General features: G+C 48.8%; 17 protein-coding genes, 17 tRNA genes and 3 rRNA genes. 6 read left to right on the top strand and 31 right to left on the bottom strand.

Translation table 11 applies throughout. The features are described from left to right. The first annotated feature begins 11 nt into the window (after positions 1-11). On the top strand, positions 12-917 hold the full coding sequence (gene murQ, locus PTQ21_RS07005) for an N-acetylmuramic acid 6-phosphate etherase (RefSeq protein ID WP_274569267.1): 906 nt from the start codon (positions 12-14) through the stop codon (positions 915-917). Between the two features lie 148 nt (positions 918-1065). Here murQ and PTQ21_RS07000 read toward each other — a convergent pair whose 3' ends face one another. Beyond that, a complete protein-coding gene (locus PTQ21_RS07000) occupies positions 1066-1905 on the bottom strand; it encodes a MurR/RpiR family transcriptional regulator (protein WP_072735023.1) in 840 nt (279 codons plus the stop codon). 123 nt (positions 1906-2028) lie between these two features. Next, complete coding sequence (locus PTQ21_RS06995; RefSeq protein WP_274569266.1) at positions 2029-3258, bottom strand: anhydro-N-acetylmuramic acid kinase; 1230 nt, start codon at positions 3256-3258, stop codon at positions 2029-2031. A 296-nt stretch (positions 3259-3554) separates the two neighbouring features. On the opposite strand from PTQ21_RS06995, the gene PTQ21_RS06990 reads away from it, so the two are divergent. Genes PTQ21_RS06990 through PTQ21_RS06980 form a run of 3 tightly spaced genes read left to right on the top strand, consistent with a single transcriptional unit; the run spans position 3555 to position 6421 of the window. Beyond that, positions 3555-4379: a TolB-like translocation protein gene (locus tag PTQ21_RS06990; protein ID WP_274569265.1), complete on the top strand. Its 825-nt coding sequence runs from the start codon at positions 3555-3557 to the stop codon at positions 4377-4379. 24 nt (positions 4380-4403) lie between these two features. After that, a complete protein-coding gene (locus tag PTQ21_RS06985) occupies positions 4404-5825 on the top strand; it encodes an N-acetylmuramoyl-L-alanine amidase family protein (RefSeq protein ID WP_274569263.1) in 1422 nt (473 codons plus the stop codon). Positions 5826-5866: 41 nt separating this feature from the next. Next, positions 5867-6421 carry a GerMN domain-containing protein gene (locus PTQ21_RS06980; protein WP_274569262.1) on the top strand — a complete coding sequence of 185 codons (555 nt, stop codon included), beginning with the start codon at positions 5867-5869 and terminating at the stop codon, positions 6419-6421. 170 nt (positions 6422-6591) lie between these two features. Here the strand turns inward: PTQ21_RS06980 and PTQ21_RS06975 are convergent, their stop codons facing one another. From PTQ21_RS06975 to PTQ21_RS06960, 4 genes are all read right to left on the bottom strand, one after another. After that, positions 6592-8154 carry an MBL fold metallo-hydrolase gene (locus tag PTQ21_RS06975; protein ID WP_274569260.1) on the bottom strand — a complete coding sequence of 521 codons (1563 nt, stop codon included), beginning with the start codon at positions 8152-8154 and terminating at the stop codon, positions 6592-6594. Continuing rightward, a complete protein-coding gene (locus tag PTQ21_RS06970; RefSeq protein ID WP_274569258.1) occupies positions 8151-9836 on the bottom strand; it encodes an ABC transporter permease in 1686 nt (561 codons plus the stop codon). Before PTQ21_RS06970 ends, PTQ21_RS06975 begins: the two co-directional genes overlap by 4 nt. Positions 9837-9926: 90 nt before the next feature. Continuing rightward, on the bottom strand, positions 9927-11003 hold the full coding sequence (locus PTQ21_RS06965) for an ABC transporter substrate-binding protein (RefSeq protein ID WP_090954187.1): 1077 nt from the start codon (positions 11001-11003) through the stop codon (positions 9927-9929). Positions 11004-11080: 77 nt separating this feature from the next. Further along, positions 11081-12097, bottom strand: coding sequence for an ABC transporter ATP-binding protein (locus PTQ21_RS06960; RefSeq protein WP_079695927.1), 1017 nt, complete (start codon positions 12095-12097; stop codon positions 11081-11083). Between the two features lie 170 nt (positions 12098-12267). Here PTQ21_RS06960 and PTQ21_RS06955 point away from each other — a divergent pair, with 170 nt between their 5' ends. Beyond that, on the top strand, positions 12268-13176 hold the full coding sequence (locus PTQ21_RS06955) for a LysR family transcriptional regulator (protein WP_079695908.1): 909 nt from the start codon (positions 12268-12270) through the stop codon (positions 13174-13176). 144 nt (positions 13177-13320) lie between these two features. Next, complete coding sequence (locus tag PTQ21_RS06950; RefSeq protein ID WP_274569254.1) at positions 13321-14181, top strand: CYTH domain-containing protein; 861 nt, start codon at positions 13321-13323, stop codon at positions 14179-14181. 258 nt (positions 14182-14439) lie between these two features. Here PTQ21_RS06950 and PTQ21_RS06945 read toward each other — a convergent pair whose 3' ends face one another. The 25 genes from PTQ21_RS06945 to PTQ21_RS06825 form a co-directional block, all read right to left on the bottom strand. Beyond that, complete coding sequence (locus PTQ21_RS06945; protein ID WP_072734997.1) at positions 14440-15045, bottom strand: short chain dehydrogenase; 606 nt, start codon at positions 15043-15045, stop codon at positions 14440-14442. 86 nt (positions 15046-15131) lie between these two features. After that, entirely contained in the window at positions 15132-15770 is a 639-nt protein-coding gene (locus PTQ21_RS06940) for a pentapeptide repeat-containing protein (RefSeq protein ID WP_274569253.1), read from the bottom strand. An 87-nt stretch (positions 15771-15857) separates the two neighbouring features. Further along, a tRNA-Gly gene (locus PTQ21_RS06935) sits at positions 15858-15928 on the bottom strand. A 9-nt stretch (positions 15929-15937) separates the two neighbouring features. Continuing rightward, positions 15938-16011, bottom strand: a tRNA-Pro gene (locus tag PTQ21_RS06930). A gap of 16 nt (positions 16012-16027) precedes the next feature. Next, a tRNA-Arg gene (locus PTQ21_RS06925) sits at positions 16028-16104 on the bottom strand. A 6-nt stretch (positions 16105-16110) separates the two neighbouring features. Further along, positions 16111-16185, bottom strand: a tRNA-Gly gene (locus tag PTQ21_RS06920). Positions 16186-16193: 8 nt separating this feature from the next. Continuing rightward, positions 16194-16280, bottom strand: a tRNA-Leu gene (locus PTQ21_RS06915). A gap of 9 nt (positions 16281-16289) precedes the next feature. Then, positions 16290-16365 (bottom strand) — tRNA-Lys (locus PTQ21_RS06910). Positions 16366-16380: 15 nt separating this feature from the next. Beyond that, positions 16381-16455, bottom strand: a tRNA-Gln gene (locus tag PTQ21_RS06905). 11 nt (positions 16456-16466) lie between these two features. After that, positions 16467-16542: transfer RNA gene (locus PTQ21_RS06900), tRNA-His, on the bottom strand. A gap of 97 nt (positions 16543-16639) precedes the next feature. Then, positions 16640-16715 (bottom strand) — tRNA-Thr (locus tag PTQ21_RS06895). A 28-nt stretch (positions 16716-16743) separates the two neighbouring features. Then, positions 16744-16821 (bottom strand) — tRNA-Asp (locus tag PTQ21_RS06890). A gap of 27 nt (positions 16822-16848) precedes the next feature. Further along, a tRNA-Met gene (locus PTQ21_RS06885) sits at positions 16849-16922 on the bottom strand. A 20-nt stretch (positions 16923-16942) separates the two neighbouring features. Then, a tRNA-Val gene (locus tag PTQ21_RS06880) sits at positions 16943-17018 on the bottom strand. Positions 17019-17025: 7 nt separating this feature from the next. Then, positions 17026-17097, bottom strand: a tRNA-Glu gene (locus PTQ21_RS06875). A gap of 19 nt (positions 17098-17116) precedes the next feature. After that, positions 17117-17208 (bottom strand) — tRNA-Ser (locus tag PTQ21_RS06870). 4 nt (positions 17209-17212) lie between these two features. Then, positions 17213-17288: transfer RNA gene (locus PTQ21_RS06865), tRNA-Asn, on the bottom strand. A gap of 1 nt (position 17289) precedes the next feature. Next, a tRNA-Ala gene (locus tag PTQ21_RS06860) sits at positions 17290-17365 on the bottom strand. 24 nt (positions 17366-17389) lie between these two features. Next, a tRNA-Ile gene (locus PTQ21_RS06855) sits at positions 17390-17466 on the bottom strand. A gap of 57 nt (positions 17467-17523) precedes the next feature. Next, positions 17524-17640 (bottom strand): 5S ribosomal RNA (rrf, locus tag PTQ21_RS06850). A gap of 79 nt (positions 17641-17719) precedes the next feature. Further along, a 23S ribosomal RNA gene (locus tag PTQ21_RS06845) occupies positions 17720-20646 on the bottom strand. Positions 20647-20957: 311 nt separating this feature from the next. After that, a 16S ribosomal RNA gene (locus PTQ21_RS06840) occupies positions 20958-22510 on the bottom strand. The 16S, 23S and 5S rRNA genes sit together here with 17 tRNA genes alongside, the layout of an rRNA operon. Positions 22511-23204: 694 nt before the next feature. Beyond that, positions 23205-24173 carry an arginase gene (rocF, locus tag PTQ21_RS06835; protein ID WP_083584913.1) on the bottom strand — a complete coding sequence of 323 codons (969 nt, stop codon included), beginning with the start codon at positions 24171-24173 and terminating at the stop codon, positions 23205-23207. A 53-nt stretch (positions 24174-24226) separates the two neighbouring features. After that, complete coding sequence (locus tag PTQ21_RS06830) at positions 24227-25420, bottom strand: ornithine--oxo-acid transaminase (RefSeq protein WP_274569250.1); 1194 nt, start codon at positions 25418-25420, stop codon at positions 24227-24229. 138 nt (positions 25421-25558) lie between these two features. Next, on the bottom strand, positions 25559-26215 hold the full coding sequence (locus tag PTQ21_RS06825) for an amino acid ABC transporter permease (RefSeq protein ID WP_072735864.1): 657 nt from the start codon (positions 26213-26215) through the stop codon (positions 25559-25561). Positions 26216-26227 lie beyond the last annotated feature (12 nt).

Genomic DNA, 26227 nt, shown 5'->3' with positions numbered 1-26227 from the left:
AGGCCATACGGATGAATCACATGCTGAACTCACTACTAACGGAACAACCCAATCCACTAACGGATCATATAGATGAATTGCCTTCGGCAGAAATTATGGAGCTAATTAATAAGGAAGATCAACGGATTGCGGAGCTCATTCAGCCCCTGATTCCGGTCATTGCTCAAGCGGCGGACCTGATTTTGAAGGCCTTTCAATCTGGCGGCAGGCTATTTTATGTAGGTGCAGGTACCAGTGGACGATTGGGAATACTTGACGCTTCGGAATGCCCTCCTACTTACGGAACCCCTCCCTCCATGGTGCAGGGTATTATTGCAGGAGGATTCAGGGCAGTGAAGGACCCGGTTGAAGGTGCTGAGGATAGCGAGGAATTGGGAGCCGCAGACCTTGATGAACATGGAATAGACGAAAACGATGTCGTGGTTGGCATTGCAGCCAGTGGCCGGACGCCGTATGTGCTGGGTGCGATGAGACACGCCAAGGAGATCGGAGCTACTGTAATCAGCCTGAGTAACAACGCAGGTACGCCGATGACCCTTTTGGCTGATGTGAGCATCGAGGCTGTTGTCGGCCCAGAGGTTGTCATGGGTTCAACACGTATGAAGGCAGGCAGCGCCCAGAAAATGATTCTGAACATGCTCACCACTACTGCCATGATTCGTCTGGGCAAGGTTTACCGTAATTTCATGGTCGATCTGAACCCTTCGAACGAAAAGCTTGTCCATCGGGCCAAACGCATGATTCATCTGGCAACCGGAGCGAACGAAGCGGATATTGAACAGGCTTTTTCCAGTGCAGACGGTCATGTAAAAACGGCAATCGTCATGCTAATGGCAGGCGTGGACGCCGTGGAAGCTCAGCGAAGACTGGATCTGGCTGACGGATTTGTCCGCGCCGCCATTGTGGGTCCTTCCTGAGCCGTACAGAAGTATTCCTAGAGGTTGAAAGAGAAGAGCCCGACATTAGTCTGGGCTCTTTTTATAATTTTTTTATTATAAAAACGGATATAATCCGTCAAAAAAATCCCCTCCTGTATAAACAGAAAGGGATTCATATGGTTCTACTTCACTTATGCTCCAGAATAGCCTGCCGGCTCTTCTCCAAATATTCCACCGACTGGTTGTAGTCGCGGCTGGCAATCGCCAGATACAAAATGTCGATCACGTTCAGCTGTGCGATGCGTGACGAAGTTGCTCCGCTCCGGATATCGCTTTCGGTGGAAGTAATCATCAGGGGTACATCCGCCAAACTGCTGAGCGTATTGCTCCCCCACTTGGTAATGCTAATCGTTGCAGCGCCGCCTTCACGAGCATGCTTCAGACAGGAGATCACGTTCGAAGTCTCCCCTGAATACGAGATACATACCACCGCATCATCTTCGCGAAGCGTCGTTGCGGACGAAATCTGCATATGCGGATCGGCGAACGAAAAGCTTGTGCGATTGATTCGCATGAACTTGTAGTGTGCATCCAGCGCAATCAGGTTGGAGGCCCCCACCCCGTAGAAAAAGATCCGGTTCGCCCGATGAAGAACATCCACTGCCCGCTCCACCAGACGCGGGTCCAAAATATGAACGGTATCCTTCACCGACTGAATATTGTTTGCGGACACATGCTGAATAATGCTCTCCATGGAGTCCTGGGGACGAATCTCCGTATATTGGTATTGCTCACCTGTCTGCAAATCTCCGGCAATCTTCAGCTTCAGCTCCTGGAAACCCGTTACACCCAGTGATTTGCAGAGACGGATAATGGCAGCCGGGCTGCCACCGCTCCGTTCAGACAGCTGTGCCACCGAGGACTGAACCGTCTCTTGGGGATGATCGAGAATGTAAGCACCGATCTTCCGTTCCGACGGAGTCAAGTCATCCATTAATGCGCGTAAACGTACAAGTCCACCTTTCATGCCTTCCATCCGCTCCTCCTTTCCGTACTGCCTTCATGTACAAGCATTTTATCCTATAATTCCAATAGAGTCTAATTGATTAAACGCCCTTGCTTATTCAACTCATTCAAAAGCCATGCTGCACTACAGTGTCAGGTTGCCCGATATTACGGCGTGTTTCGCGCCGGTTACTGCCGGGAGCGTGTTGGTTCTGCCCATGAGTGCCTCATGGCCAAGGAGGGCAAATCCGATCGCTTCACGGGCATCATCTGGTATACCATAGTCCGCTGTTCGCTCCAAACGGATACCTTCCGGGAGTCTCTGACGGATCATCTCCATTAACGCGGCATTGGAAGTGCCACCACCGCAGGCGAGCATGGCCGATATGTGCACCTTGGGCAGGATAAAATCCTTCACTGCACGCACGATCGTCTCCGCGGTCAGACAAGTGGCGGTAGCCAGCGTATCCTCCAGGGATAAAGAACGCGCAGCGGCCATCTCCATCAAGCGTACTGCATATGCTGCACCGTATACTTCACGTCCGGTACTCTTGGGAGGCAGCCTTTTGAAATAGGTATCGTCCAAACACAGATCCACCAGATCCTGATCAAACTTTCCCTGTGCGGCGATGCTTCCATTTGGATCATAGTGCTGCCGCCCACCAGTCGCCTGGCGTACGATCGCGTCCATCACCATATTGCCAGGTCCCGTATCAAAAGCCGAAATGCCTTCATTAGAAGACGCTGATGGAAGCACGGTAACGTTGCCAATACCGCCGATATTTTGCACCAGTCGTCCTTCCTCCGGGCTGCGGAACATCAACGCATCGGCGTAAGGGGTAAGGGGCGCCCCCTCCCCGCCAGCCGCCATATCCCGTGCCCGCAAATTGCCGATCACTGGCAGGCCAGTTCGTTCACGTACAACGGCGCTTTCGCCAATCTGCAACGTGGACACCACTGGAAGACTCTCGCCTGCTGGCCCTGGAAAAGCCGAAGCTACAGGTGCGTGCCATACGGTCTGTCCGTGCATGCTGATCGCATCCACCTGCCCGGATGAGATTCCTGAGGATCGAATAAGCTCTCTGACACTCTGAGCATACCACTCCGATACGCCAAAATGTGCAGCCGTCAGCTCATCCACACGTGCCGTCTCCGGTGAACATAGTCGAATCAGCACTTCTCTCAATTCATTGGAGTAAGGTACGCAGACGAAGTCAACCAGATCGATCTTTTGCAATGCCCCGCTGTCATCTGTCAGAATACGCACCAATGCCGCATCCGTCCCGTCGAGGGACGTGCCTGACATCAGTCCAATGATGTAATGCTCCCGTTTCAAGCGATATTGCTCCCACATCGGATAGCTGCCTGTATCCATCCATTCACAACCTCCCGCCAGACCCGATGAACACGTCATCCTGCCATAATTTCACCCAGTATATGATATAAAATTTCACAAGTCAAATATTTTATGAAATTTAATTACACTCTTCCAACCATAGCGACTCTTTGTCCGAAATGAAATGCTCACAAGATACTTCTATAAATAAAAATAGATAAATAACGATCAAAAAAGAAACATTTTTACAATTTTACCGTTTATATAACGAAGGTATATTTTGGAATCGAAATGTTGAGGATTATAAGCTGTCACTAGCGGAAGGAGATACCAAGATGAATAACGCTGCTATTTGGTTTTCGACTGTGCTATTACTGGGGGGATTGACGACTACATCGTCATCTATTGTTGGTGCCAAACCAGCTGCACCAGAACAAATTTCACAACGTTCCGTTAATGCGCCTTCTGTAACTCCTTCCATCTATTCAAGCGTCACACCTTTTAAAAAGAGCAACAGTACCAACAAAATCATCTTGAAGGGAGGAAATATTACTTTAACCGCTACTACAGTGAAGTTGGAAGGTATGCCCACATTTGAACAAAACGTAATTCAATCCATTGTCGTCACCAAGGGGAGCCAGAAATATACGATTGAAACGAGTGACTTGGAGGACAATTGGCTCGATATCACAAGTGTTGTTGCCTCTAACTCCAATACATGGCTTGCTATACACGCAGAACGTAGCTCAGGAAACACTCTGATGCTGCTTAACCTTCAAACGGGTGAAGTGACGGAATTAAATGATCGATTGAAAAAAGCAGGCAAGAAAAACATAGAAACGATTGCCGACTATAACTGGGCACCCAACGAAGATCAGATAGCCTTCTCTTACGGAGATCCCTCCAAAAGCTCAATAGCCATCTACAATGTTCAGAAAGAGAGCTTTGTATACCTACCAAGGGCAACCAATTATATTAGTACCAATCTGATTTTGTGGCAAAAAAACGGAAAAATGCTAGATTACATCAGTGAGTACCCGTCTGATCAAATGATACTTTATAGGTATAGCATAGAGAGTAACAAGGTGAAGCCTGTTAAGAAAATCAGCCGTAATGAGTTTGCCGAATGGTTTAAGCTGGATAAGTATTCCATACAGTAACGATCTAAATAGTAGAGGTGCATAATGAAAAAATCGATTTTACTCCTGTTTTTGAGTCTGTTCTTGCTGGTTGTACTCCCTCATCAGGGAAATGCGGCTGCAAGCACGTCGAAAATCTTCTTGGACGGCGAGGAATTAATCCTCCCAAGTGACGTTCAGGTGACCATCGTGAATAAGAATGTTATGATTCCGATTCGTGTCGTTGCCGAAAATTTGAAATTCAAAGTGGATTGGAATCAAAATACACGTAATGTAAAGATCCAGCAAAATGACAAGACGATTTCTTTAACCGTTGATCAAAAGCAAGCCATGGTCGCTGACAAGCAAGTTACCCTGAACACAGCTCCACTCATTTTAAATAACACCATGGTGGTACCCATTCGATTTGTCAGTGAACAAATGGGACTCAACGTGAAATGGAACAACAAGGAGAAGATTGTATACTTAATCAACACCGCCACCAGTAAAGAGCTCAATGTTGAGCCGGGCAACGGTTCAGGAAACGGTAACCCAGCATCGCTAACACATGTTACCGATATCCAATTTGCCAACAATCAGCTCGTCGTGTCTATGGATGGTGAATCCAAACCAGTGATGACGACTTTGAAGAATCCCGATCGTCTGGTCGTGGATCTGCCCGGAGCAGTGTTTGGTGATCTATCGCAACCTTTGAATCAAAACATGAATGGTAAATTGGATGTGGACGCATACCCCAATGTAACGGAAGTTAGATATTCTCTTTTTAAACAAGACCCTGGTCAAGTTCGAATTGTCGTTGAATTGAATCAGGTGAAGGATGTACAGTACAGCCAGAACATCATTGCCGATAAACTAATTATCGATCTAAATGTTTCGGGAGATAACGTCACACCCGTTCCTGTAACTCCTGTAGGCGATTCAGGACGTAAGGTTGTTGTCATCGACCCAGGCCATGGGGGTAAAGATCCAGGTTCAACCAGCATCACCAACAAACCCGAGAAAGAATATAATCTGGCATTGGCTCTCAAAGTACAAGCACTGCTTCTCAATGAGCCGGATATCGAATTGGTGATGACTCGTGACGGTGATACTTATCCCACTCGCCCGGAGCGTGTTCGGCTCGCTAATCAATTAAACGCGGATGTTTTTGTATCTATCCATGGCAATAATGTGGAGTCCTCACCCCAGGCGACAGGTACAGAGACGTTCTACTATCAACGCAGCAGCAGCAAGGAATTAGCCAATATCATTCATCAACGTTTGGTTAAAGCCATGGGGCTCAAAGACCGTGGTGTGAAAAATGGCAACTTGGAAGTGATCAGAGATACGACCATGGCTGCAGTACTTTTGGAAGTGGGATTCCTGAGTAATGTTATAGATGAAGAACTGATGTCGTCCGATGTCGTTCAGATGAAAGCCGCGCAAGCGATAGCAGATGGAATTAAGGAATATCTGGGTATAAATTAAATAATAAAACATAATGAAAATATGCTGGAGGATGTGATCCATTGAAAACGAAATTGGGATGTGCACTCGTCTTATCCTTCTTAATGATAGTTGGCATTGGTTGTGCTCAGAAGCCAGTCAGTGAATCCGGATCGGCCGAACCTGCTGTTCAGGGAGGACAGTCACCAAAGCCATCCGAAACAGAGGTGGATCTGGGCTCAATGAACACAAAAGCGGTTGATGTGTATTTCGCAGATGCCCAGGTACTGGAACTTGAGAAAAAAGAGCAGGAAATTGAATACAAGGACGATTCCGAGAAATACAAAAAAACATTTGAAGCTTTACAAAAAAATACCGATTCGGAGCTCGTATCCCTCTGGGAAAAAGTCGAATTGCTCTCCCTACAGTACGGTGAGGGCAAAGTCACTTTGGATGTTCATATTCCGGATGAGGCCAAATTGGGAACCAGTGGCGAGCTGCTTGCATTGGATGCACTGACCCAGACGATGTTTCAATACGATGAAGTAGAAAGTATCGATATCCTGGTGGACGGTGAAGCCCTCGATAGCTTGATGGGCCATTCAGAGCTGGAGCATCCTATTCAGCGCGAGCCCTAATCTAATTTTAAAAGACAGCGGATGATTTCCAGATGATTCTCCCCTTGAATCATCTCCCATGCATGATGAGAAGCATAACTTCTCATCATGCTTTTTTTTATTAAAAATCCACATTCAAAAAGACGTCCCCAGGGACGCCCTACATAGATCCAATCTTTATCCAATTCAACTTACAGATACAGCTCATCTCCAGGAGATAGCGAATGCAAAATCCCTTTCCCCGAGACCGATTTTCCGCTGAGCAAGCCTTCTCTCAGTTTATCCGTCTCTGCCCGATCCGCATGCACAAGTACCGTATGCCTCGCAGGAACCTGATGCAGCATTCTCTCGACATCCTTCCAACCCTGATGCACCTTATAACGAATTTTCCGTACCTCGCACGCTCCGTGTTTTGCAGGATTCTGCAAAAGCCTGTAAGCATAGGTGCCGGCAGAGACATGCCCAGTGAGCAGTACCAGATTATGTTCATCGTCCGCAAACTGGCTATAGTACCAGCGAGCAAGAGAGGACTGCATCATTCCGTCCGGAATGAACCACAAAGAGGCAGCATGTTGATGCAGTAGCCGCTCTCGATTTTCCTTTGTTACAGGCATTTCCCAACCATAACCCCTCAAAAAACGCTCAATTGCTTCCTTTACAGAGCCCGATATGTGTTCTTCCTCTTCCTTTAGCCAATATGGAGCACGTAAAAGCTGCTTCAGACCGTCCACCAGCCCTTGTTCCACTACAATTGGAACGTCCGGGAACTGCTGCTGTGCCCACAGCATGATTTCCTGACCGCGACCCACTGAGGGCATAGGCATTAGCACCTTTCCACCCCGGGCAATGGTCTCATGAATGGCCTGCTCCAGCTGTTCCAGCTTGTTGGCCTGCGTATCGCGATCTGTTCCATAGGCAGCATCCATAATCACCAAATCGAGCATGCCGGATGAAGATGCTTGGTTCATTTCGACTCCCTTGGATACGGCATAGGAATCCCCTTGCTCCACAGTTCTCCCTGCTGATACATGGGATCGTAATACCCCTTCGGATGCAGCAAAGGGGAGAGTCTGCGACGCGGATGGCTCTCCTGCCAAGACATGCCCACCATTCACGGCGGTTCGTATATCCGTTTTCCAACGTTGACTAACCGGAGTATCGAATCCACGCTTGTTACGTGGTAACTTTGCCTGCCAAAGCGTATCCGCTGGACAATCCTCCTGCAAAAGCATGGATTCGGAGGTGTAATCACCGGAATAGAATATCCGCTTATCCTCGATTTCCAGCCCGAACCATACCGATCCTGCAAGATGTCCACTGCGCCCCCACACCACCGAAACGCCAGGGACCATTTCAAACCAGGTTCCACCTTCGGCTTCGTCCTCCAGAAATCGGTAGCGAATCAATTGTTCATCGCCTTCTTCGTATGGAAGGGCGTGTCCTGCCCTCTCCATATTTCTTCGCCAAGCTCTGAAGTAAGTGTCCAATTGCTCTCTGGTTTCCCGCGTCGTCCATACTTCACCCTGATACCCCAATCTATAAAGTAATGGAATAGCGACAGAATGATCCTCATGGGCGTGAGACAGCAAAACCACATCCAGCTCTTTGACGATTTCCGGTTCAATCAATGGATACTCGCCGGCTCCTTCTTTTTTCACGCCACAATCCAGCAAAAGTTGAACCCGGCTCCCTCTCAGGAGATAGGCAGAGCGCCCGTGTTCTCCGGCGCCGCCCCATACCTTCAGTTTGATCATGATGCATTCCACTTTCTCTTCGAATTCAGAACTTCAATGCCGAGCAACATCAGTACCGTCATAACGACAGTAACCACGGCCATCGCCATTCCCAATGAAACCTGACCTTGTTCAAATTGAGCAAAAATATACGTAGCCGATGTCTGCATCGATGGAGGCAAAATCAACAGTGATCCCACCAGCTCCCGCGTGGCAATGGTGAATGTCATCATCCACCCGGCCAACATACCGGGAATGATCAGTGGTAGAAGAATGCGCCGCAGAATATACAACGGTCTTCCGCCAAAGACCTGACCCGCCTGGAACAACGTACCGTCTATCTGGGTGAAGCTTGATTTGACATACTGCACCGTGTACGGCAGGAAGAGCACCACATACGTCAGAACAACCATTCCGTACGAGTTGTACAGGGTGAACGGCATCCATGGTGAATTCCAGAACAGGATGAGACCCACCACCATGACAATGCCAGGTACCGTATTCGGCAGCAGACTGAACAGGTCAATGACACGCTGCATAAAGGAAGACGATTTACCAATCGTCAATGCAAAACCTGTACCGATAATAACCGCAACCGTTGAAGCTGCTAGTGACAGCCCTAGACTGTTCCCGATTGCTTTCATACTGACCGATCCCCAGGACAGCAATTCCCGGTAATGATCCAGCGTCAGATTGTCGAAGGACAATCCTGCGCCGCGCAGCTTCATAGTCGATGCAGCAATAATGGAGAAATACGGAATGCCCACCGACAGAATCAGCAGCAACGCGAGATAAAACCCACACAACCAACCCGCTCCGCCGCGTAGGGAGTATCGTTTGGATCGCTGCCCTTTGCCCCCTACCAGACGGTACGTGAACTTCCGACTCATGGCAGACTGCATGTACCACATCACCAGACAGACCGACAGCAGCACCGATGCAAGCGAGGTTGCCTTGCCAAAATCAATCGGCCAACTGGAGATATACTTGTGAATCTCAGATGTCATGACATAATAACCGATACGGCGCCCGAAGGTGGCCGGTGTTCCGAATTCCGCAATCGTTTTGACAAAGACGAGCATGATCCCCATGCCATAGGAAGACAACAGCAGTGGCAAAATAATGCGTCTGAATCGGTATCCCGCACGTCCCCCGTGCACCGCTCCCGCTTCTTCTAGGTTGCCTCCAATGCGAATGATGGCATCCCGAAGCAACAGATATAGGAAAGGGAACAGATGTAGGCTCATAATGAGCACCATGCCCCAGAAGCTGAAGAACAACTCACTCCAGCTCGCAGCGGAGGGCACCCATTGCTGCAGGTATCCCCCTTTTTGCATAAACAGAATCCAGCCCATGGAGCCGATATACGGCGGGGTCATGAACGGAATCATCAGGATTACGTCCACCCAGCGATGCTGACCCATGCGGGTCTTCGCCATCATCCAGGCCAGTGGCAATGCCAGCAGCGTTGTTACAGCTACCACGCAGATCCCCAGCCAGACGGAATTCAGCAGCACCCCGGATAAATGCTGTCCGGTAATGGTCCGAATCGGAGCCATCCAATCCCACTGCCCGTCTGGATACACACTTTCCCAGAAAATCAGCAAGAGCGGTACACCAATGCTTATCGTCAGCAGAAAGAGGGCCAGAATCACGCCCACTCTCCGAAAAATACGGTTGTTGTCTATTACACCAGGTTTCACTACGATTTCACCTCACATGACTTCCACAAAACAATCGTCTCTTCACTCTAGTTGCTCTAGTTACTCAATCGTTAGGTCATAACACTATGCTTATTTAAAAGTCTCGGAGAAACGTGCCGCTGTCTCATCTCCGTGTTCACTCATCCAGTTCCAATCCACTTTAAGCTGCGGGATATCTTTCAGATTTGCCCGGTTAGTCGCCTCGATGTCTTCACGACCCGGAATCAGGTAAGCATCTGCAACGAGCTTTTGTGCCTCATCAGACAACAGGTAGTCGATAAACGCCTTGGCATTCTCCACATTCTGACTCGATTTCAGAATCGCTGCCGGTCTTGGACTGATTACAGTCCCTTCCTCTGGATATACGATGTCCAGCGGTTCACCTTTGGCTTTGGAGGAATACGCCATGTAGTCCACACCTGCTGCTACGATGCTCTTCGCTCCAGTAATAACCGGGTCAAGTGCTTCCTGATTCGCTCCTGCCATCGCAACACCATTCGCTTTGTAGCTTTCCAGCAAGTCCCAGCCCTTATCTCCATTCACACTCAGGTATCCCGTAATGAAGTCCAGTGCAGAACCGGACAGTGTAGGATCAGGAATGTTCACAACATCTTTCCAGGCAGGTGTTGCCAGCTCAGACCAACTGGTTGGTGGCGTGGACACCAGCTTCGTATTGTAGACAATTCCAAGTGCCGAAGCACTGGAGCTAAAATAGTTGCCGTCGGCATCCGACCAGTCCTTGTTCAGCTTGTCTGCATTCTCCGCATCAGGATATGGGAGTGTCAGACCATCTGCTTTCAGTGCTTGTGCCGAAGGCAGGGAGGCCAGGATAACCACGTCCGCTACCGGATTAGATTTTTCAGCTTCCATGCGAGCCAGAATTTTACCTGTCGTACCCTGGAACATCTCCACTTCAATGCCCGTCTTGGCTGTAAATCCGCTGATGATGTTATCCGCCAGCTTCTGAGGTCCTGCACTGTACAATACCAGCTTACCGCCAGCTGGTTTTGTTGTTTCCGCCGATGCAGTAGCCGTACTGCCTTCCCCAGCAGCTTGACCCGCATTCCCGGTAGTTGAATTACCTGTGCTACATCCGAACAAACTGATACTCATTACCGCTGATAATAATAGCATTGCACTTCTTTTCCGTGTTTTCATACCCAACATTTTCATTCCATCTCCCTTGGTTTCTGATTATATTAGTATTCAAGTTTCTGCAAACTCACGCTGTATGCTCATCATGATCAGTTGGCTGCTGCGATGAACTCTCTCGGCTTCACATTCGGAGTGTCTTGTCCGTTCATTCGGCAAATCCGCTCCGGGGCTACATATAGCTGAACCTTCTCTCCTACGCGTACTCTTCGATCCAGATAGGCTGTCCATACACCCAGTCCCTCCATCTGCACCCGAATTTCATAACGCTCTCCTACATAACTGACGCTGAGCACTACCGCCTGATAACACAGATCGTCATGACCTGTTTTGCTCCAGGAGACATGTTCCGGTCTCACCATGGACTGATTAGGCGTAAGCCAGTTAGACTTTCCGATAAATGAAGCAACAAAAGGATCGCTTGGCGATGCGTAGATCGTTTCCGGGGTTCCCTTTTGCAATATCCGCCCCTTCTCCATCACCACAATCTCATCCGACATCGACATCGCCTCAACCTGATCATGGGTGACGTACAGCGCTGTCAATCCCATATCCCGTACCAATGACATCATCTCAATTCGCATCTCTTCCCGCAGCACGGCATCCAGTGCACTTAGTGGCTCATCGAACAGGATAATCCCCGGTCTTACTGCTACCGCTCTGGCAAAAGCAACCCTTTGCTGCTGTCCTCCCGACAGCTGATGAGGAAAACGATCCTCCATGCCTTGCAGGCGAACCATGCTTAGTGCTTCGGTCACCTTCTGGCGCAAATCCGATTTTTGCTTTCCGGCTTTCAAGCCGAACGCCACATTTTCGTATACGGTCATATGCGGCCATAATGCAAAATCCTGAAACACCATGCCCAGATTACGCTTATGTGTCGGTACATCTATTCGCTTCGTCGCCGAGTAAAAACTCTTGCCATCCGCGACGATTTCTCCCGCATCCGGTTGCTCCAGCCCCGCCAGCATGCGCAGCAACGTCGTTTTGCCACAGCCGGATGGGCCGAGCAGCGTCGTAAACTGTCCATGCTGAAGTGTTAAATCCGTGGGCAGCAGCGCGGGAGTGCGATTGAATGATTTTTGAATTCCCCTAATTTCCATTTTCATAAGCATCCCTGCCTGTCTTCTTGTACTGTTCTCAGTCTAACGTCCGCTTTCGCGAGTTGTATGTTAGAAATGTAAAATTGGAATTAACTTTTTAGATGAATTCTGTTGATCTTCATAGATTAAATCTATATAAGGTGATTCAAAGTTACCTGAGAGGAGTGTTGAGTTCGTTGAACCTGATTAAACTGCAAATTGTTGAACTCATTGATAAGCATCATCATATGACCAGCGTGGCCGAGCTTCTCGGCATCAAGCAGCCTACTGTTACCTTTCATATGAAGTCTCTGGAGGAAGAGATGGGGGTGCGATTATTCGAATCGCGTAGTGGAAAGACATTTCTCACCGAGGCTGGACAAGCCCTTTTACACTATTCCGTCAAAATCAATGCCCTGACCCAGGAGGCGCGCAGAGTAGTACAGGAATATGACAGCCTCTATCGGGGCACCCTGCACATTGGAGCGAGCTATGTACCAGCCACGTATCTGCTGCCACCTATTTTGAATACATTTTCTCAGGAATTCCCCGGTATTCGAATTATGTTATCGGTCAAACCTTCACCCGTTATCCGCGAAATGTTGATCCGTCACCAGATTGATCTGGGTGTAATCTCTTCCGAACCGTTTGTAGGGCCGGTGCTGCAAGCAGAGACGTTGTGTGAAGACGATCTGGTATTAATCTGCTCACCACAACATGCCTTGGCTCAGAGGGATGTGCTGAAACCTGAGCATATGGCACAGGTTCCTTTTGCACTGCATGGGGATGAATCCAGCACTCGCCGTTTAACCAACCAATGGCTGGAGCAACATGATATTCGTCTGCGGAGCACCGTTGAGATGGACTCTCTGGAAGCGATCAAGCAGTTGGTTCTACTCGGCGGTCATATCTCGTTCATGTCACGAATGGCCGTACAGTGGGAAGAGCAGCATGGACTGATCAAGGTCCTCCCCATTCCGGGGGAGCAGGCTCCGCGGCATATTTACACCGTCCACAACAAAGATCGTCATCCTTCCGTCCAGGTCAACCGCTTCAAGGAAGTACTGCGGGACATGAGCCACAGCATCTCTCTTTTTAATTCATGATCCCGCTATCCCATATAAACTATCGCTTGGCATTCATCAAATCTATGCAGGGTTAACGCAACGAGCCCTTCCATTTAATCGCTTTCACATACTCGGACGATAAAGTGGGTCTGTACGTTAATCCAGCCTAGGGAGTGATTGGTTTTGAAAAAATGGAAAAAGGTAACCGCCTCATTCATGCTGAGCATCGTGACATTGGGAAGTGGACTGACGTTTCTGGAAGCACCACAGGCCTCAGCAGCAGCCAACGCCGTTCCTGCTTATGAAGTGAAGTTCCTGGCTAAGCCGGAGCTGGTATTGAACACAGATGGCACACCACGCAGTGAAGTCATTCAGACACTTGGCTTGAACTCCACAGCAAGAAACATTAGTGCAGAGTATTTCGACACTAACGCACTCAATCTAAATCAAGCAGGATGGGATGTCCGTTTTCGGAAGAAGGATGACAAGAACAATTATGAACTGACTTATAAAAAGCGCTATCCTGTCATCAATGGTGATGTTAATGCGGCGTTGACTCTGGCTAACCAAGAGGGATTTAATGCGTCAGATGATAACTACGAGGCTGAAATTGACTGGGGATATGGCAAACAAACATTAAGCTTCTCCAACACGAAAAAGGTGGATACCAACGCTACAGGCGTACAACTTCCATCACAGCAGGAAGCCTTGAGCATGTTATTGGACAAGCTGCCTGGCAAATTAAAAAACTGGTCCTCCTCCAACTGGGGTAAACAACAACTCACGGCATCCCGTGCCTACGGCCCGATAACGTTCCAACGTTATGAAGGCACATGGAATGGACAGGAACTCACCCTTGAAGTATGGCCAATTCGCAACGCAGCAGGCACAGGTGTAGAGAATATCGTTGAGATCTCTTTCAAAACAGCAGATTCTACAGCTGTTTCTGGACTGCGTACTCAACTGATGCAAGTCCTAGCAAACAAAAACTGGCTCATTCCTGCCGATGGCCTGAAAACTCAGCTCATCTTGGAAAGATACTAATTGGTTGTAGCTGCCCATACCTTATAAGTCTAAGTATGGTATCTAGCGGTTTAAAGGCAACGGGGAAAATGGGCATGTCTATGTTCTTAATGAAACGAAACGAATCATGGTCTTTCCCCTTCCCATACCCTATCGCTTAAACATACAATGATATGTTTGGTTTATGTGCCCATTCAAGCCTACATCCATTTCCATCCAAAACAAAAGGAGATCAACAGGAACATTCTGTTGATCTCCTTTATTTAATATTCCTTACAGTTAATATATTTTAAAGTTCTGGGCTGTTTCGATCCCAAGTGCACTCTGGATAAACGTATTGGCGACCCGCTCCACAGGCACTGGATTAAATCCAATAAACACACCCTTATATTTCTCTGCAGATTCAACAAACAGGTTAGGACTAACCGAATTCAGACGTATACCTCGGGGCAACTCATACGCTGCTGCTTTGGCAAACGAATCAATTGCACCGTTGACCATAGCACTGGACGCGCCCTTCAGAATGGGATGGTCCTGTATAATGCCACTGACCAGCGTAAAACTTCCCTTATCGTTGATGTAGTGCTGTCCAATCAAGACGATGTTAACTTGACCAAGTAATTTCCCCTGCACACTAATCATGTTGTTCTCAGGGGTCAGCTCCTCCAACTTCGCATAATGGGTCTGGCCTGCTGCAACAATGACATAATCAATATTAGTCACCGTTTCAAAGAGGGATGTAATACTCTCTGTCGAGGTCATATCCACCTGGTAGTCCCCGGATTGCCTGCCGGCTGTAATGACCTCAACGGAATACTCCTGAAGCTTCGCAACAACAGCTTTGCCTAATGTTCCATTTCCTCCAATAACGAGAGCCCTTTTCATAATACGCCTCCTTTTTTCAGTGAAAGCATGATATTCTACATTCATTGATCTCTTCATTTAAACAAAGATCACTCGCATAATCAAACCTACTTCACAATTAAGCCTAATAATCCAACAAAAGAGGCAGCCTGAGCATCTGAGATGATACATCCGTCCAGATCCTCAATATCTACATGTAACCTTTCAAAGCTACAGTCACTAAGGTCCACTCCCTTAAGCTTTACACCCGACAAAAGAGCTTGGTCTATATTGCATTCAGAAAACTCCAGTTTTTGGGCTGTAGCTTGAAAGAAATCGCCACTCACCAGAGAACATTCCGTGTACTTCACCTGTTTAAACTTGGAGAATCGAAATAAAGAAAGGTCAGCTACACAGCCCTGAAAGCTTACATTTTGGAGCCTGCTATTTGCAAAATTGGTACCAAGCAATTTACAATTTCTAAATTCTGTCCGGTGGAGGAAAGAACCGTTAAAGTCCATATTGGATAAATCACATTTATCAAAAATCACATCAGTAAGCTCAACTTCGGGGAGAGAGGACTGGCTGAAGATCACGTTCTCAAAGACCACTTTATCGAATGAAACCCTGCTGGCGCTCTGATTCTCAATAGAGATATTGGTAAATCGTCCATGTTTGATTTCTTCTTTACTCTCCCATGCTTCTAAAGTTAACGATAAGTCCTCGAGTTCCAGGGGAATCTTTGGCGTTTCTATTTTATTTTTCATAAGTCCTCCCACTATTTTCTTATTTAAGATTACTATATCAAAAAGAGCCCTTGCAATAAGCAAGAGCTCTCTTTGATGTTACCATGAAGCGGGTGATGGGAATCGAACCCACGCTATTAGCTTGGAAGGCTAAAGTTCTACCATTGAACTACACCCGCATATAAAAATCGGGATGACACGATTTGAACATGCGACCCCCTGGTCCCAAACCAGGTGCTCTACCAAGCTGAGCTACATCCCGATACTTATGAAAATAATGGCGCGCCCTGAGAGATTCGAACTCCCGGCCTTTTGATTCGTAGTCAAACGCTCTATCCAGCTGAGCTAAGGGCGCAAATATTGGAGCGGAAGACGGGAATCGAACCCGCGACCCTCGCCTTGGCAAGGCGATGCTCTACCGCTGAGCCACTTCCGCAAAATATATGGTGCGGTCGAGAGGACTCGAACCTCCACGGGGGTTAGCCCACACGGACCTGAACCGTGCGCGTCTGCCAATTCCGCCACGACCGCAAAATATAATGGTGAGTCATGAAGGGCTCGAACCTTCGACACCCTGATTAAAAGTCAGGTGCTCTACCAACTGAGCTAATGACTCAAATTAAAACTAAAATGGCTGGGGATATAGGATTTGAACCTATGCATGACGGAGTCAAAGTCCGTTGCCTTACCGCTTGGCTAATCCCCATTAAGAAAACATGGGGCGATCGAGGGGAATTGAACCCCCGAATGCCGGATCCACAAACCGGTGCGTTAACCACTTCGCCACGATCGCCATAAGCTATCCCTTACATTCGCTGAGAGTATCTCAGTATTCCCATCTGAAACTACAATATACATTCTATTATAAATTCAGAGGTAAATGCAATAAATGGTGCCGGCGAGAGGACTTGAACCCCCAACCTACTGATTACAAGTCAGTTGCTCTACCAGTTGAGCTACACCGGCACGGTGTAAAATGTTGCTTGAGTAAAAATGGCGGAACCGACGGGATTCGAACCCGCGATCTCCTGCGTGACAGGCAGGCATGTTAGGCCAACTACACCACGGTTCCAGATCACTTTCTTGAAAGAAAGTATAATTGCGGGGGCAGGATTTGAACCTGCGGCCTTCGGGTTATGAGCCCGACGAGCTACCGGGCTGCTCCACCCCGCGTCGTTATTCAGAAATCTATATGGTGGAGGCTGAGGGGATCGAACCCCCGACCCTCTGCTTGTAAGGCAGATGCTCTCCCAGCTGAGCTAAGCCTCCATATATATGACCCGTAGGGGATTCGAACCCCTGTTACCTCCGTGAAAGGGAGGTGTCTTAACCCCTTGACCAACGGGCCACAGTAACAAAATTCTATCTGGCGGAGAGAGAGGGATTCGAACCCTCGAGACGCTTTTGGCGCCTACACGATTTCCAATCGTGCTCCTTCGACCAACTCGGACACCTCTCCTGAATGGCTCCCCGAACAGGGCTCGAACCTGTGACAACTCGATTAACAGTCGAGTGCTCTACCAACTGAGCTATCAGGGAATGGTGGAGCCAAGCGGGATCGAACCGCTGACCTCCTGCTTGCAAGGCAGGCGCTCTCCCAGCTGAGCTATGGCCCCATACACTGTGGTTTAAAACTTAAATGGTGGGCCCTGGTGGACTCGAACCACCGGCCTCACCCTTATCAGAGGTGCGCTCTAACCAACTGAGCTAAGGGCCCCAATATATTTCCCTTTTCCTTACGAGGGGGGCAAAAAAAATACCCCAAAGGGAATTCGCTTGGCGGCGTCCTACTCTCCCAGGACCCTGCGGTCCAAGTACCATCGGCGCTAGAGGGCTTAACGGTCGTGTTCGGGATGGGTACGTGTGGAACCCCTCCGCCATCGCCACCAAACGCATAGCTAGCTTACATTCAGAGTTTATTCTCTGAAAACTAGATCCGAAACGAAATGTGCGATTTATAACTTGCATATTTGGATAAGCCCTCGACCGATTAGTACTGGTCAGCTCCATGCATTGCTGCACTTCCACCCCCAGCCTATCTACCTCGTCGTCTTCAAGGGGTCTTACATACTGGGAAATCTCATCTTGAGGGGGGCTTCACGCTTAGATGCTTTCAGCGCTTATCCCTTCCGTACATAGCTACCCAGCGGTGCTCCTGGCGGAACAACTGGTACACCAGCGGTACGTCCATCCCGGTCCTCTCGTACTAAGGACAGCTCCTCTCAAATTTCCTACGCCCACGACAGATAGGGACCGAACTGTCTCACGACGTTCTGAACCCAGCTCGCGTACCGCTTTAATGGGCGAACAGCCCAACCCTTGGGACCTACTTCAGCCCCAGGATGCGATGAGCCGACATCGAGGTGCCAAACCTCCCCGTCGATGTGGACTCTTGGGGGAGATAAGCCTGTTATCCCCAGGGTAGCTTTTATCCGTTGAGCGATGGCCCTTCCATGCGGTACCACCGGATCACTAAGCCCGACTTTCGTCCCTGCTCGACTTGTAGGTCTCGCAGTCAAGCTCCCTTATGCCTTTGCACTCTTCGAATGATTTCCAACCATTCTGAGGGAACCTTTGGGCGCCTCCGTTACTCTTTAGGAGGCGACCGCCCCAGTCAAACTGCCCACCTGACACTGTCCCCGCACCGGATTACGGTACCAGGTTAGAACCTAGATACGATCAGGGTGGTATCCCAACGGTGCCTCCACACAAGCTGGCGCTCATGCTTCAAAGGCTCCCACCTATCCTGTACAGATCGTACCCAAATTCAATATCAAGCTGCAGTAAAGCTCCATGGGGTCTTTCCGTCTTGTCGCGGGTAACCTGCATCTTCACAGGTATTAAAATTTCACCGGATCTCTCGTTGAGACAGCGCCCAAGTCGTTACGCCATTCGTGCGGGTCAGAATTTACCTGACAAGGAATTTCGCTACCTTAGGACCGTTATAGTTACGGCCGCCGTTTACTGGGGCTTCGGTTCACAGCTTCGGATTGCTCCTAACCGCTCCCCTTAACCTTCCAGCACCGGGCAGGCGTCAGCCCGTATACTTCGCCTTACGGCTTCGCACAGACCTGTGTTTTTGCTAAACAGTCGCTTGGGCCTTTTCACTGCGGCCCCCTCGTGCTATTCACACTACCGGGGCACCCCTTCTCCCGAAGTTACGGGGTCATTTTGCCGAGTTCCTTAACGAGAGTTCTTCCGCGCGCCTTAGAATTCTCTTCTCGCCTACCTGTGTCGGTTTGCGGTACGGGCACCATCACCTGGCTAGAGGCTTTTCTTGGCAGTGTGAGATCATGACCTTCGCTACTATAATTTTCGCTCCCCATCACAGCCCAGCCTTAACGATGTGCGGATTTGCCTACACATCAGCCTCACTGCTTAGACGGACATCCATCAGTCCGCGTCACTACCCTGCTGCGTCCCCCCATTGCTCATAACGGCTTACGGTGGTACAGGAATTTCGACCTGTTGTCCTTCGACTACGCCTTTCGGCCTCGCCTTAGGTCCCGACTTACCCTGAGCGGACGAGCCTTCCTCAGGAACCCTTAGGCTTTCGGCGGATCAGATTCTCACTGATCTTTTCGTTACTCATACCGGCATTCTCACTTGTATAATGTCCAGCGCTCCTTACGGTACACCTTCAACCCTTATACAACGCTCCCCTACCCCTGATGCATAGCATCAAGCCATAGCTTCGGTGGTGTGTTTAGCCCCGTTACATTTTCGGCGCAGAGTCACTCGACCAGTGAGCTATTACGCACTCTTTCAATGGTGGCTGCTTCTAAGCCAACATCCTGGTTGTCTGTGCAACTCCACATCCTTTCCCACTTAACACACACTTGGGGACCTTAGCTGATGGTCTGGGCTGTTTCCCTTTTGACAATGGATCTTAGCACTCACTGTCTGACTCCCGGAAGTAAGTCTATGGCATTCGGAGTTTGACTGAGCTTGGTAACCCTTGCGGGCCCCGCACCCAATCAGTGCTCTACCTCCACGACTCTGTTTTCCGAGGCTAGCCCTAAAGCTATTTCGGGGAGAACCAGCTATCTCCGAGTTCGATTGGAATTTCTCCGCTACCCCCACCTCATCCCCGCATTTTTCAACATGCGTGGGTTCGGGCCTCCAGTGCGTGTTACCGCACCTTCACCCTGGACAGGGGTAGATCACCCGGTTTCGGGTCTACGTCCACGTACTATGTCGCCCTATTCAGACTCGCTTTCGCTGCGGCTCCGGCTCTTCACCTTAACCTTGCACGGGAACGTAACTCGCCGGTTCATTCTACAAAAGGCACGCCATCACCCCTAAAACGGGCTCTGACTTTTTGTAAGCACACGGTTTCAGGTTCTATTTCACTCCCCTTCCGGGGTGCTTTTCACCTTTCCCTCACGGTACTGCTTCACTATCGGTCGCTAGGAAGTATTTAGCCTTGGCAGATGGTCCTGCCGGATTCATACGGGGTTTCACGTGCCCCGCACTACTCGGGATACATCTCGGAGGGAACAGACTTTCAATTACAGGGCTTTTACCTTCTTTGGCGGGCCTTTCCAGACCTCTTCGCTTAACCGGTTCCTTTGTAACTCCATGTGAGATGTCCCACAACCCCAAAGAGCAAGCTCTCTGGTTTGGGCTTCTCCGCGTTCGCTCGCCGCTACTGACGGAATCACTATTGTTTTCTCTTCCTCAAGGTACTTAGATGTTTCAGTTCCCTTGGTATGCCTCTACATAACCTATGTATTCAGTTATGAGTAACTGGAAATTACCCCAGCTGGGTTTCCCCATTCGGACACCCCCGGATCAAAGCTTGCTTACAGCTCCCCGAGGCAGTTTCGTTGTTCGCCACGTCCTTCATCGGCTCCTAGCGCCTAGGCATCCTCCGTGTGCTCTTAGTAGCTTAACCATAGTTGCTCCGGTTTCGACTGCTCGCTTCCCTTGTTTTGCTTGCGCAAAGCCAAAAGTCGCTCTCATTCGATACCATCGCAATGCAGTTTTCACTATTTATTAAAACTTGTTTTAACACAAGTTCAGCTTAAAAAGGAATGTTCTAAATCGCAAAATTTCGTTTCGATATCTAGTTTTCAAAGAACAAGCTCCATGCAAAAGCAAGCTGTTTGAGAGTTTGAGCTCTCAAAACTGAGCAACGAGTGAGTAAGTTTTGCAGATCTAGTCTGCGGTTTTGAATGTTTCCACTCGGGAAACGATTCTCCATAGAAAGGAGGTGATCCAGCCGCACCTTCCGATACGGCTACCTTGTTACGACTTCACCCCAATCATCTATCCCACCTTCGGCGGCTGGCTCCTTGCGGTTACCCCACCGACTTCGGGTGTTATAAACTCTCGTGGTGTGACGGGCGGTGTGTACAAGACCCGGGAACGTATTCACCGCGGCATGCTGATCCGCGATTACTAGCAATTCCGACTTCATGCAGGCGAGTTGCAGCCTGCAATCCGAACTGAGACCGGCTTTGTTGGGATTGGCTCCATCTCGCGATTTCGCAGCCCGTTGTACCGGCCATTGTAGTACGTGTGTAGCCCAGGTCATAAGGGGCATGATGATTTGACGTCATCCCCACCTTCCTCCGGTTTGTCACCGGCAGTCTATCTAGAGTGCCCACCCGAAGTGCTGGCAACTAAATATAAGGGTTGCGCTCGTTGCGGGACTTAACCCAACATCTCACGACACGAGCTGACGACAACCATGCACCACCTGTCTCCTCTGTCCCGAAGGAAAGATACATCTCTGTACCGATCAGAGGGATGTCAAGACCTGGTAAGGTTCTTCGCGTTGCTTCGAATTAAACCACATACTCCACTGCTTGTGCGGGTCCCCGTCAATTCCTTTGAGTTTCAGTCTTGCGACCGTACTCCCCAGGCGGAGTGCTTAATGTGTTAACTTCGGCACCAAGGGTATCGAAACCCCTAACACCTAGCACTCATCGTTTACGGCGTGGACTACCAGGGTATCTAATCCTGTTTGCTCCCCACGCTTTCGCGCCTCAGCGTCAGTTACAGCCCAGAGAGTCGCCTTCGCCACTGGTGTTCCTCCACATATCTACGCATTTCACCGCTACACGTGGAATTCCACTCTCCTCTTCTGCACTCAAGTCACCCAGTTTCCAGTGCGATCCGGGGTTGAGCCCCGGGATTAAACACCAGACTTAAATGACCGCCTGCGCGCGCTTTACGCCCAATAATTCCGGACAACGCTTGCCCCCTACGTATTACCGCGGCTGCTGGCACGTAGTTAGCCGGGGCTTTCTTCTCAGGTACCGTCACCTTGAGAGCAGTTACTCTCCCAAGCGTTCTTCCCTGGCAACAGAGCTTTACGATCCGAAAACCTTCATCACTCACGCGGCATTGCTCCGTCAGGCTTTCGCCCATTGCGGAAGATTCCCTACTGCTGCCTCCCGTAGGAGTCTGGGCCGTGTCTCAGTCCCAGTGTGGCCGATCACCCTCTCAGGTCGGCTACGCATCGTCGCCTTGGTGAGCCGTTACCCCACCAACTAGCTAATGCGCCGCAGGCCCATCCCCAAGTGACAGATTGCTCCGTCTTTCCAGTTCTCTTCAGGAGAAGAAAACAACTATTCGGTATTAGCTACCGTTTCCGGTAGTTGTCCCAAACTTGAGGGCAGGTTGCCTACGTGTTACTCACCCGTCCGCCGCTAACTATCAGAGAAGCAAGCTTCTCTTCAAGTCCGCTCGACTTGCATGTATTAGGCATGCCGCCAGCGTTCGTCCTGAGCCAGGATCAAACTCTCCAATAAAGTATTGAAAAGAGCGATAAGCTCATTTTGAAACTGACGAGATTAAAAATCTCATTTATTTTGCTTCCAAATCATACAGTCCGAAGACTTGTACCGATTTCTCAGCGTCGATCTTGCAAGCAAGATCGTTACTCACTCGTTGTTCAGTTTTCAAAGATCAAACTTGTTTCATTGCCTTGTGTTGTTCACCTCAGCAACTTTTATATCTTATCACATCCGAACCAACTTTGCAAGCTCTTTTTTTAAGTTTCTTTCGAAGCTTATTTCATTCGCTTGCCGCACCGTGTTTCTCGTGTTTTCTTGGCCGGAATTAGAATATACCATGTACAGATTATGAACGCAAGCTTTATTTTCAAAAAACTTTAGAACCACATTCTCCATCAGATAATCTACAATCTCCTTCTTCTATAGTAGAGCCCTCGTATATGTACCCAATGCTCCTTAAGTAAAAAGAAAGCCACGCTCAACCAAACATTATTACTCTATAAAGCTAACTTCACCCTCCATCCGTTCAGAAGTAAAGAAGTGCACCCAACAACCATTAGCCAGGGAAGTACTCATACCGATCTTCACTCCGTTGAAGATCGTATGGATGAGTCTGACCCTGGCTCTTATATAACCTTACATTATATGATTAGACCTTACCTTCTATATAAGCATGAATTCATCCGAACAAGAAATATCTATACAACCGTTATAAGATCCGTTTACCCAGCAATGAAGCAATCAGTTCTACTCCAAGGCGGGCCGTATGCCTGTTCTGATCAAATAGCGGATTAACTTCCACCAGATCCATGGACGTAACTCGGTTGGTAGAAGCGAGCAGCTCCAGTGCGAAATGAGCTTCACGGTAATTCAATCCCCCTGGTACCGGCGTACCCACACCCGGAGCCTCACGCGGATCAAGACAATCCATATCAAAGCTAATATGAATACCATCTGTTCCTTCCCCGACTACAGCCAGCGCCTGTTCAACAACCTGTTGTATACCTATCCGATCAATATCATGCATTGTAAAGCTCTTAATGCCAAGCGCTCGGATCTGTTCCTTTTCATACACATCCAGATCACGTAAGCCAATGTAGACCAGATTGGAAGGATTAACGAACGACCCTGCACCCGGAATATGAGACAAGTTAAATGCAGAATGCCCCAAAGCGGCAGCAACACTCATCCCATGCATATTTCCAGACAGACTACGCTCTTCTGTGTTCAAATCCGCATGGGCATCAAACCAGATCACACCTAGATTGGAATAATGTGCAGACACCCCAGCAAGAGAACCTATAGCTACACTGTGATCCCCACCCAGAACAAGCGGAAAAGAACCTCCCGCTATCGCCCCAGACACTTCATTGCACACTCGCTCACTCACCTGTCTAACCTCGGATAAATATTTCACACGGTTTCGTTCAATTGGAGCAACAGACTCTGAGGGACAATCTACACGGATCTCTTTTGATACATTTAACCCAAGGCTTGCAATTTCACGTTTCAATCCTGCAGTAATGAGTTCATCCGGACCTAGCTCAGCACCACCTCGCGCCCCACCTAATCCAAAAGGAACTTTAATGATAGCAACATCATGATGACGTAAAAGCAATTGGCTCGTTTCATTAGAAGCATTCAGCGTTCCTGCAGATTCAATATCATTGTTTTCCATGTAGGTCAGCTCCTTCGCTGCTTATATGAAGTAATCAAAGAATGAAATATTTATCAGTCACCCAACACCTGAGTAATTCGCTCCAACGCCCAATCGATCTCAACCTCTGTAATGGTAAGTGGCGGCGCAAAACGGATCGTTGTCTCATGAGTTTCTTTACAGAGCAGTCCAACAGACATTAATTTCTCACAATAAGGACGTGCAGGTACATGCAGATCAACACCGATGAACAATCCTCTACCTCGAATCTCACGCACAGCTGAACTGCGAACTCCCTGAAGCTGTTTCATAAAATAATTCCCCAGACGCTCCGAGCGCTCTGCAAGCTTCTCATCTTCCAGAACTTCCAGTGCTGCGACAGCCACGGCACAAGCGAGTGGGTTCCCCCCGAATGTGGAGCCATGAGAACCCGGTTCAAACAAATCCAGTATTTCTGCATTAGCAGCAATAGCCGAGATAGGCATTACTCCCCCGCCCAGTGCCTTACCCATAATCCAGATATCAGGCTCAACCCCCTCCCAATCAGAGGCAAATCGCCGTCCCGTTCGTCCGAATCCGGTCTGAATCTCATCCGCCACGGTCAACACCCTATGCTGTTTACACAGTGTAAAGGCTTCAGCAAGATATCCTTCAGGTGGGATGACAATACCAGCTTCCCCCTGAATGGGTTCCACGAGAATAGCGGCCGTGTTTGGTGTAATCGCAAGCTTAAGCGCTTCAATGTCACCATAAGGAATGATTTTGAATCCGGGTGTAAACGGTCCAAAGTCTTTTTTGTACTCTTCTGAAGATGAGAAAGAGGTGACCGTCAGTGTTCTTCCATGAAAATTTCCGGAGCATACGATGATTTCAGCTTGATTTTCCGGTACACCCTTGCATCGATATGCCCATCTTCGCACTGCTTTCACGGCCGTTTCAACCGCTTCAGCTCCCGTGTTCATGGCCAGAATTTTGGGTTTGCCCGTAAATTGCGAGAGCTTCTGATAGAAATGTGATGCCGCACTGCTGTGAAATGCCCGTGATGTTAATGTTACCCGATCTGCCTGATCCTTCAGTGCCTGAATAATCGCTGGATGTCTGTGCCCATGATTTAATGCCGAATATGCACTTAACATATCCATATAACGGTGACCTTCCGGATCTTCGACCCATACTCCCTCCGCCTGCTCAATAACGATCGGGAGCGGATGATAATTAGGTGCAGCATAACGTTCCGACCAATCCATTAACATTTTCGAATCTGACATATACTCCCAGCACCCCTCTTTGATTATATTGTATACAAAATACAATATCAATGTATGCTTCGCCACGACCATTTACGACTCCTGCTCACTTTTTCCGCTATCACCTAAATCCACTCATTCGTAGAGTCCGTATGCAAGTTATCGGGATATGGAAAGTCTGCGTTCCAGCCAGGTGAGCAGGTTGGCCAACGTAAATGTAATTACAAAATAGAGGGCAGCAGCAACAAGGAGCGGGGCAAGTGGTTGGAAGGTAACCCCCTGAACGGCTCTGGCTGTATAGATAATCTCAGCAATCCCGATCATAGAAACAAGCGAGGAATCTTTAATAATAATAATGAATTCATTGCCGATAGCTGGAAGCATGTTACGAAAGGCCTGCGGCAGTATAATGTAGCGAAGCGTCATGCCATGAGACATCCCAAGAGAACGCGAAGCTTCAGTCTGTCCTTTATCGATTGCCTGAATGCCTGCCCTGAACACCTCTGCCATGTATGCCGAACTGTTCATGGTCAGCGCGACCACCCCCGACATAAATGCGGATAGGTTCACACCGATTACGGTCAGACCATAATGAATAATGAGAATTTGCACCAACATCGGTGTACCGCGAATGAGTTCAATATATGCCGATGCTACGAATTTGATAGGCCACACTCGTGATATACGCAGCAGTGCCACCATAACCCCCAGTAATGTGCCAAACAACACCCCAAAGAAGGAAAGCTCCAATGTTACCCACGCGCTACGCACATAGTCCTGCCAATGTTCCGATAGAAAGGAGAAATCTAAATTCACGGCATATCCCTC

The sequence above is a fragment of the Paenibacillus marchantiae genome, assembly GCF_028771845.1.
Lineage (GTDB): Bacteria > Bacillota > Bacilli > Paenibacillales > Paenibacillaceae > Paenibacillus > Paenibacillus marchantiae.
This window is presented reverse-complemented; position numbering and strand designations above follow the sequence as displayed.

Coding starts and splice junctions, on each gene's coding strand:
- murQ (WP_274569267.1), top strand. CDS start 12: ATGAATCACATGCTGAACTCACTACTAACGGAACAACCCAATCCACTA.
- PTQ21_RS07000 (WP_072735023.1), bottom strand. CDS start 1,905: ATGAAAGGTGGACTTGTACGTTTACGCGCATTAATGGATGACTTGACT.
- PTQ21_RS06995 (WP_274569266.1), bottom strand. CDS start 3,258: ATGGATACAGGCAGCTATCCGATGTGGGAGCAATATCGCTTGAAACGG.
- PTQ21_RS06990 (WP_274569265.1), top strand. CDS start 3,555: ATGAATAACGCTGCTATTTGGTTTTCGACTGTGCTATTACTGGGGGGA.
- PTQ21_RS06985 (WP_274569263.1), top strand. CDS start 4,404: ATGAAAAAATCGATTTTACTCCTGTTTTTGAGTCTGTTCTTGCTGGTT.
- PTQ21_RS06975 (WP_274569260.1), bottom strand. CDS start 8,154: ATGATCAAACTGAAGGTATGGGGCGGCGCCGGAGAACACGGGCGCTCT.
- PTQ21_RS06965 (WP_090954187.1), bottom strand. CDS start 11,003: ATGTTGGGTATGAAAACACGGAAAAGAAGTGCAATGCTATTATTATCA.
- PTQ21_RS06960 (WP_079695927.1), bottom strand. CDS start 12,097: ATGAAAATGGAAATTAGGGGAATTCAAAAATCATTCAATCGCACTCCC.
- PTQ21_RS06945 (WP_072734997.1), bottom strand. CDS start 15,045: ATGAAAAGGGCTCTCGTTATTGGAGGAAATGGAACATTAGGCAAAGCT.
- PTQ21_RS06940 (WP_274569253.1), bottom strand. CDS start 15,770: ATGAAAAATAAAATAGAAACGCCAAAGATTCCCCTGGAACTCGAGGAC.
- rocF (WP_083584913.1), bottom strand. CDS start 24,173: ATGGAAAACAATGATATTGAATCTGCAGGAACGCTGAATGCTTCTAAT.
- PTQ21_RS06830 (WP_274569250.1), bottom strand. CDS start 25,420: ATGTCAGATTCGAAAATGTTAATGGATTGGTCGGAACGTTATGCTGCA.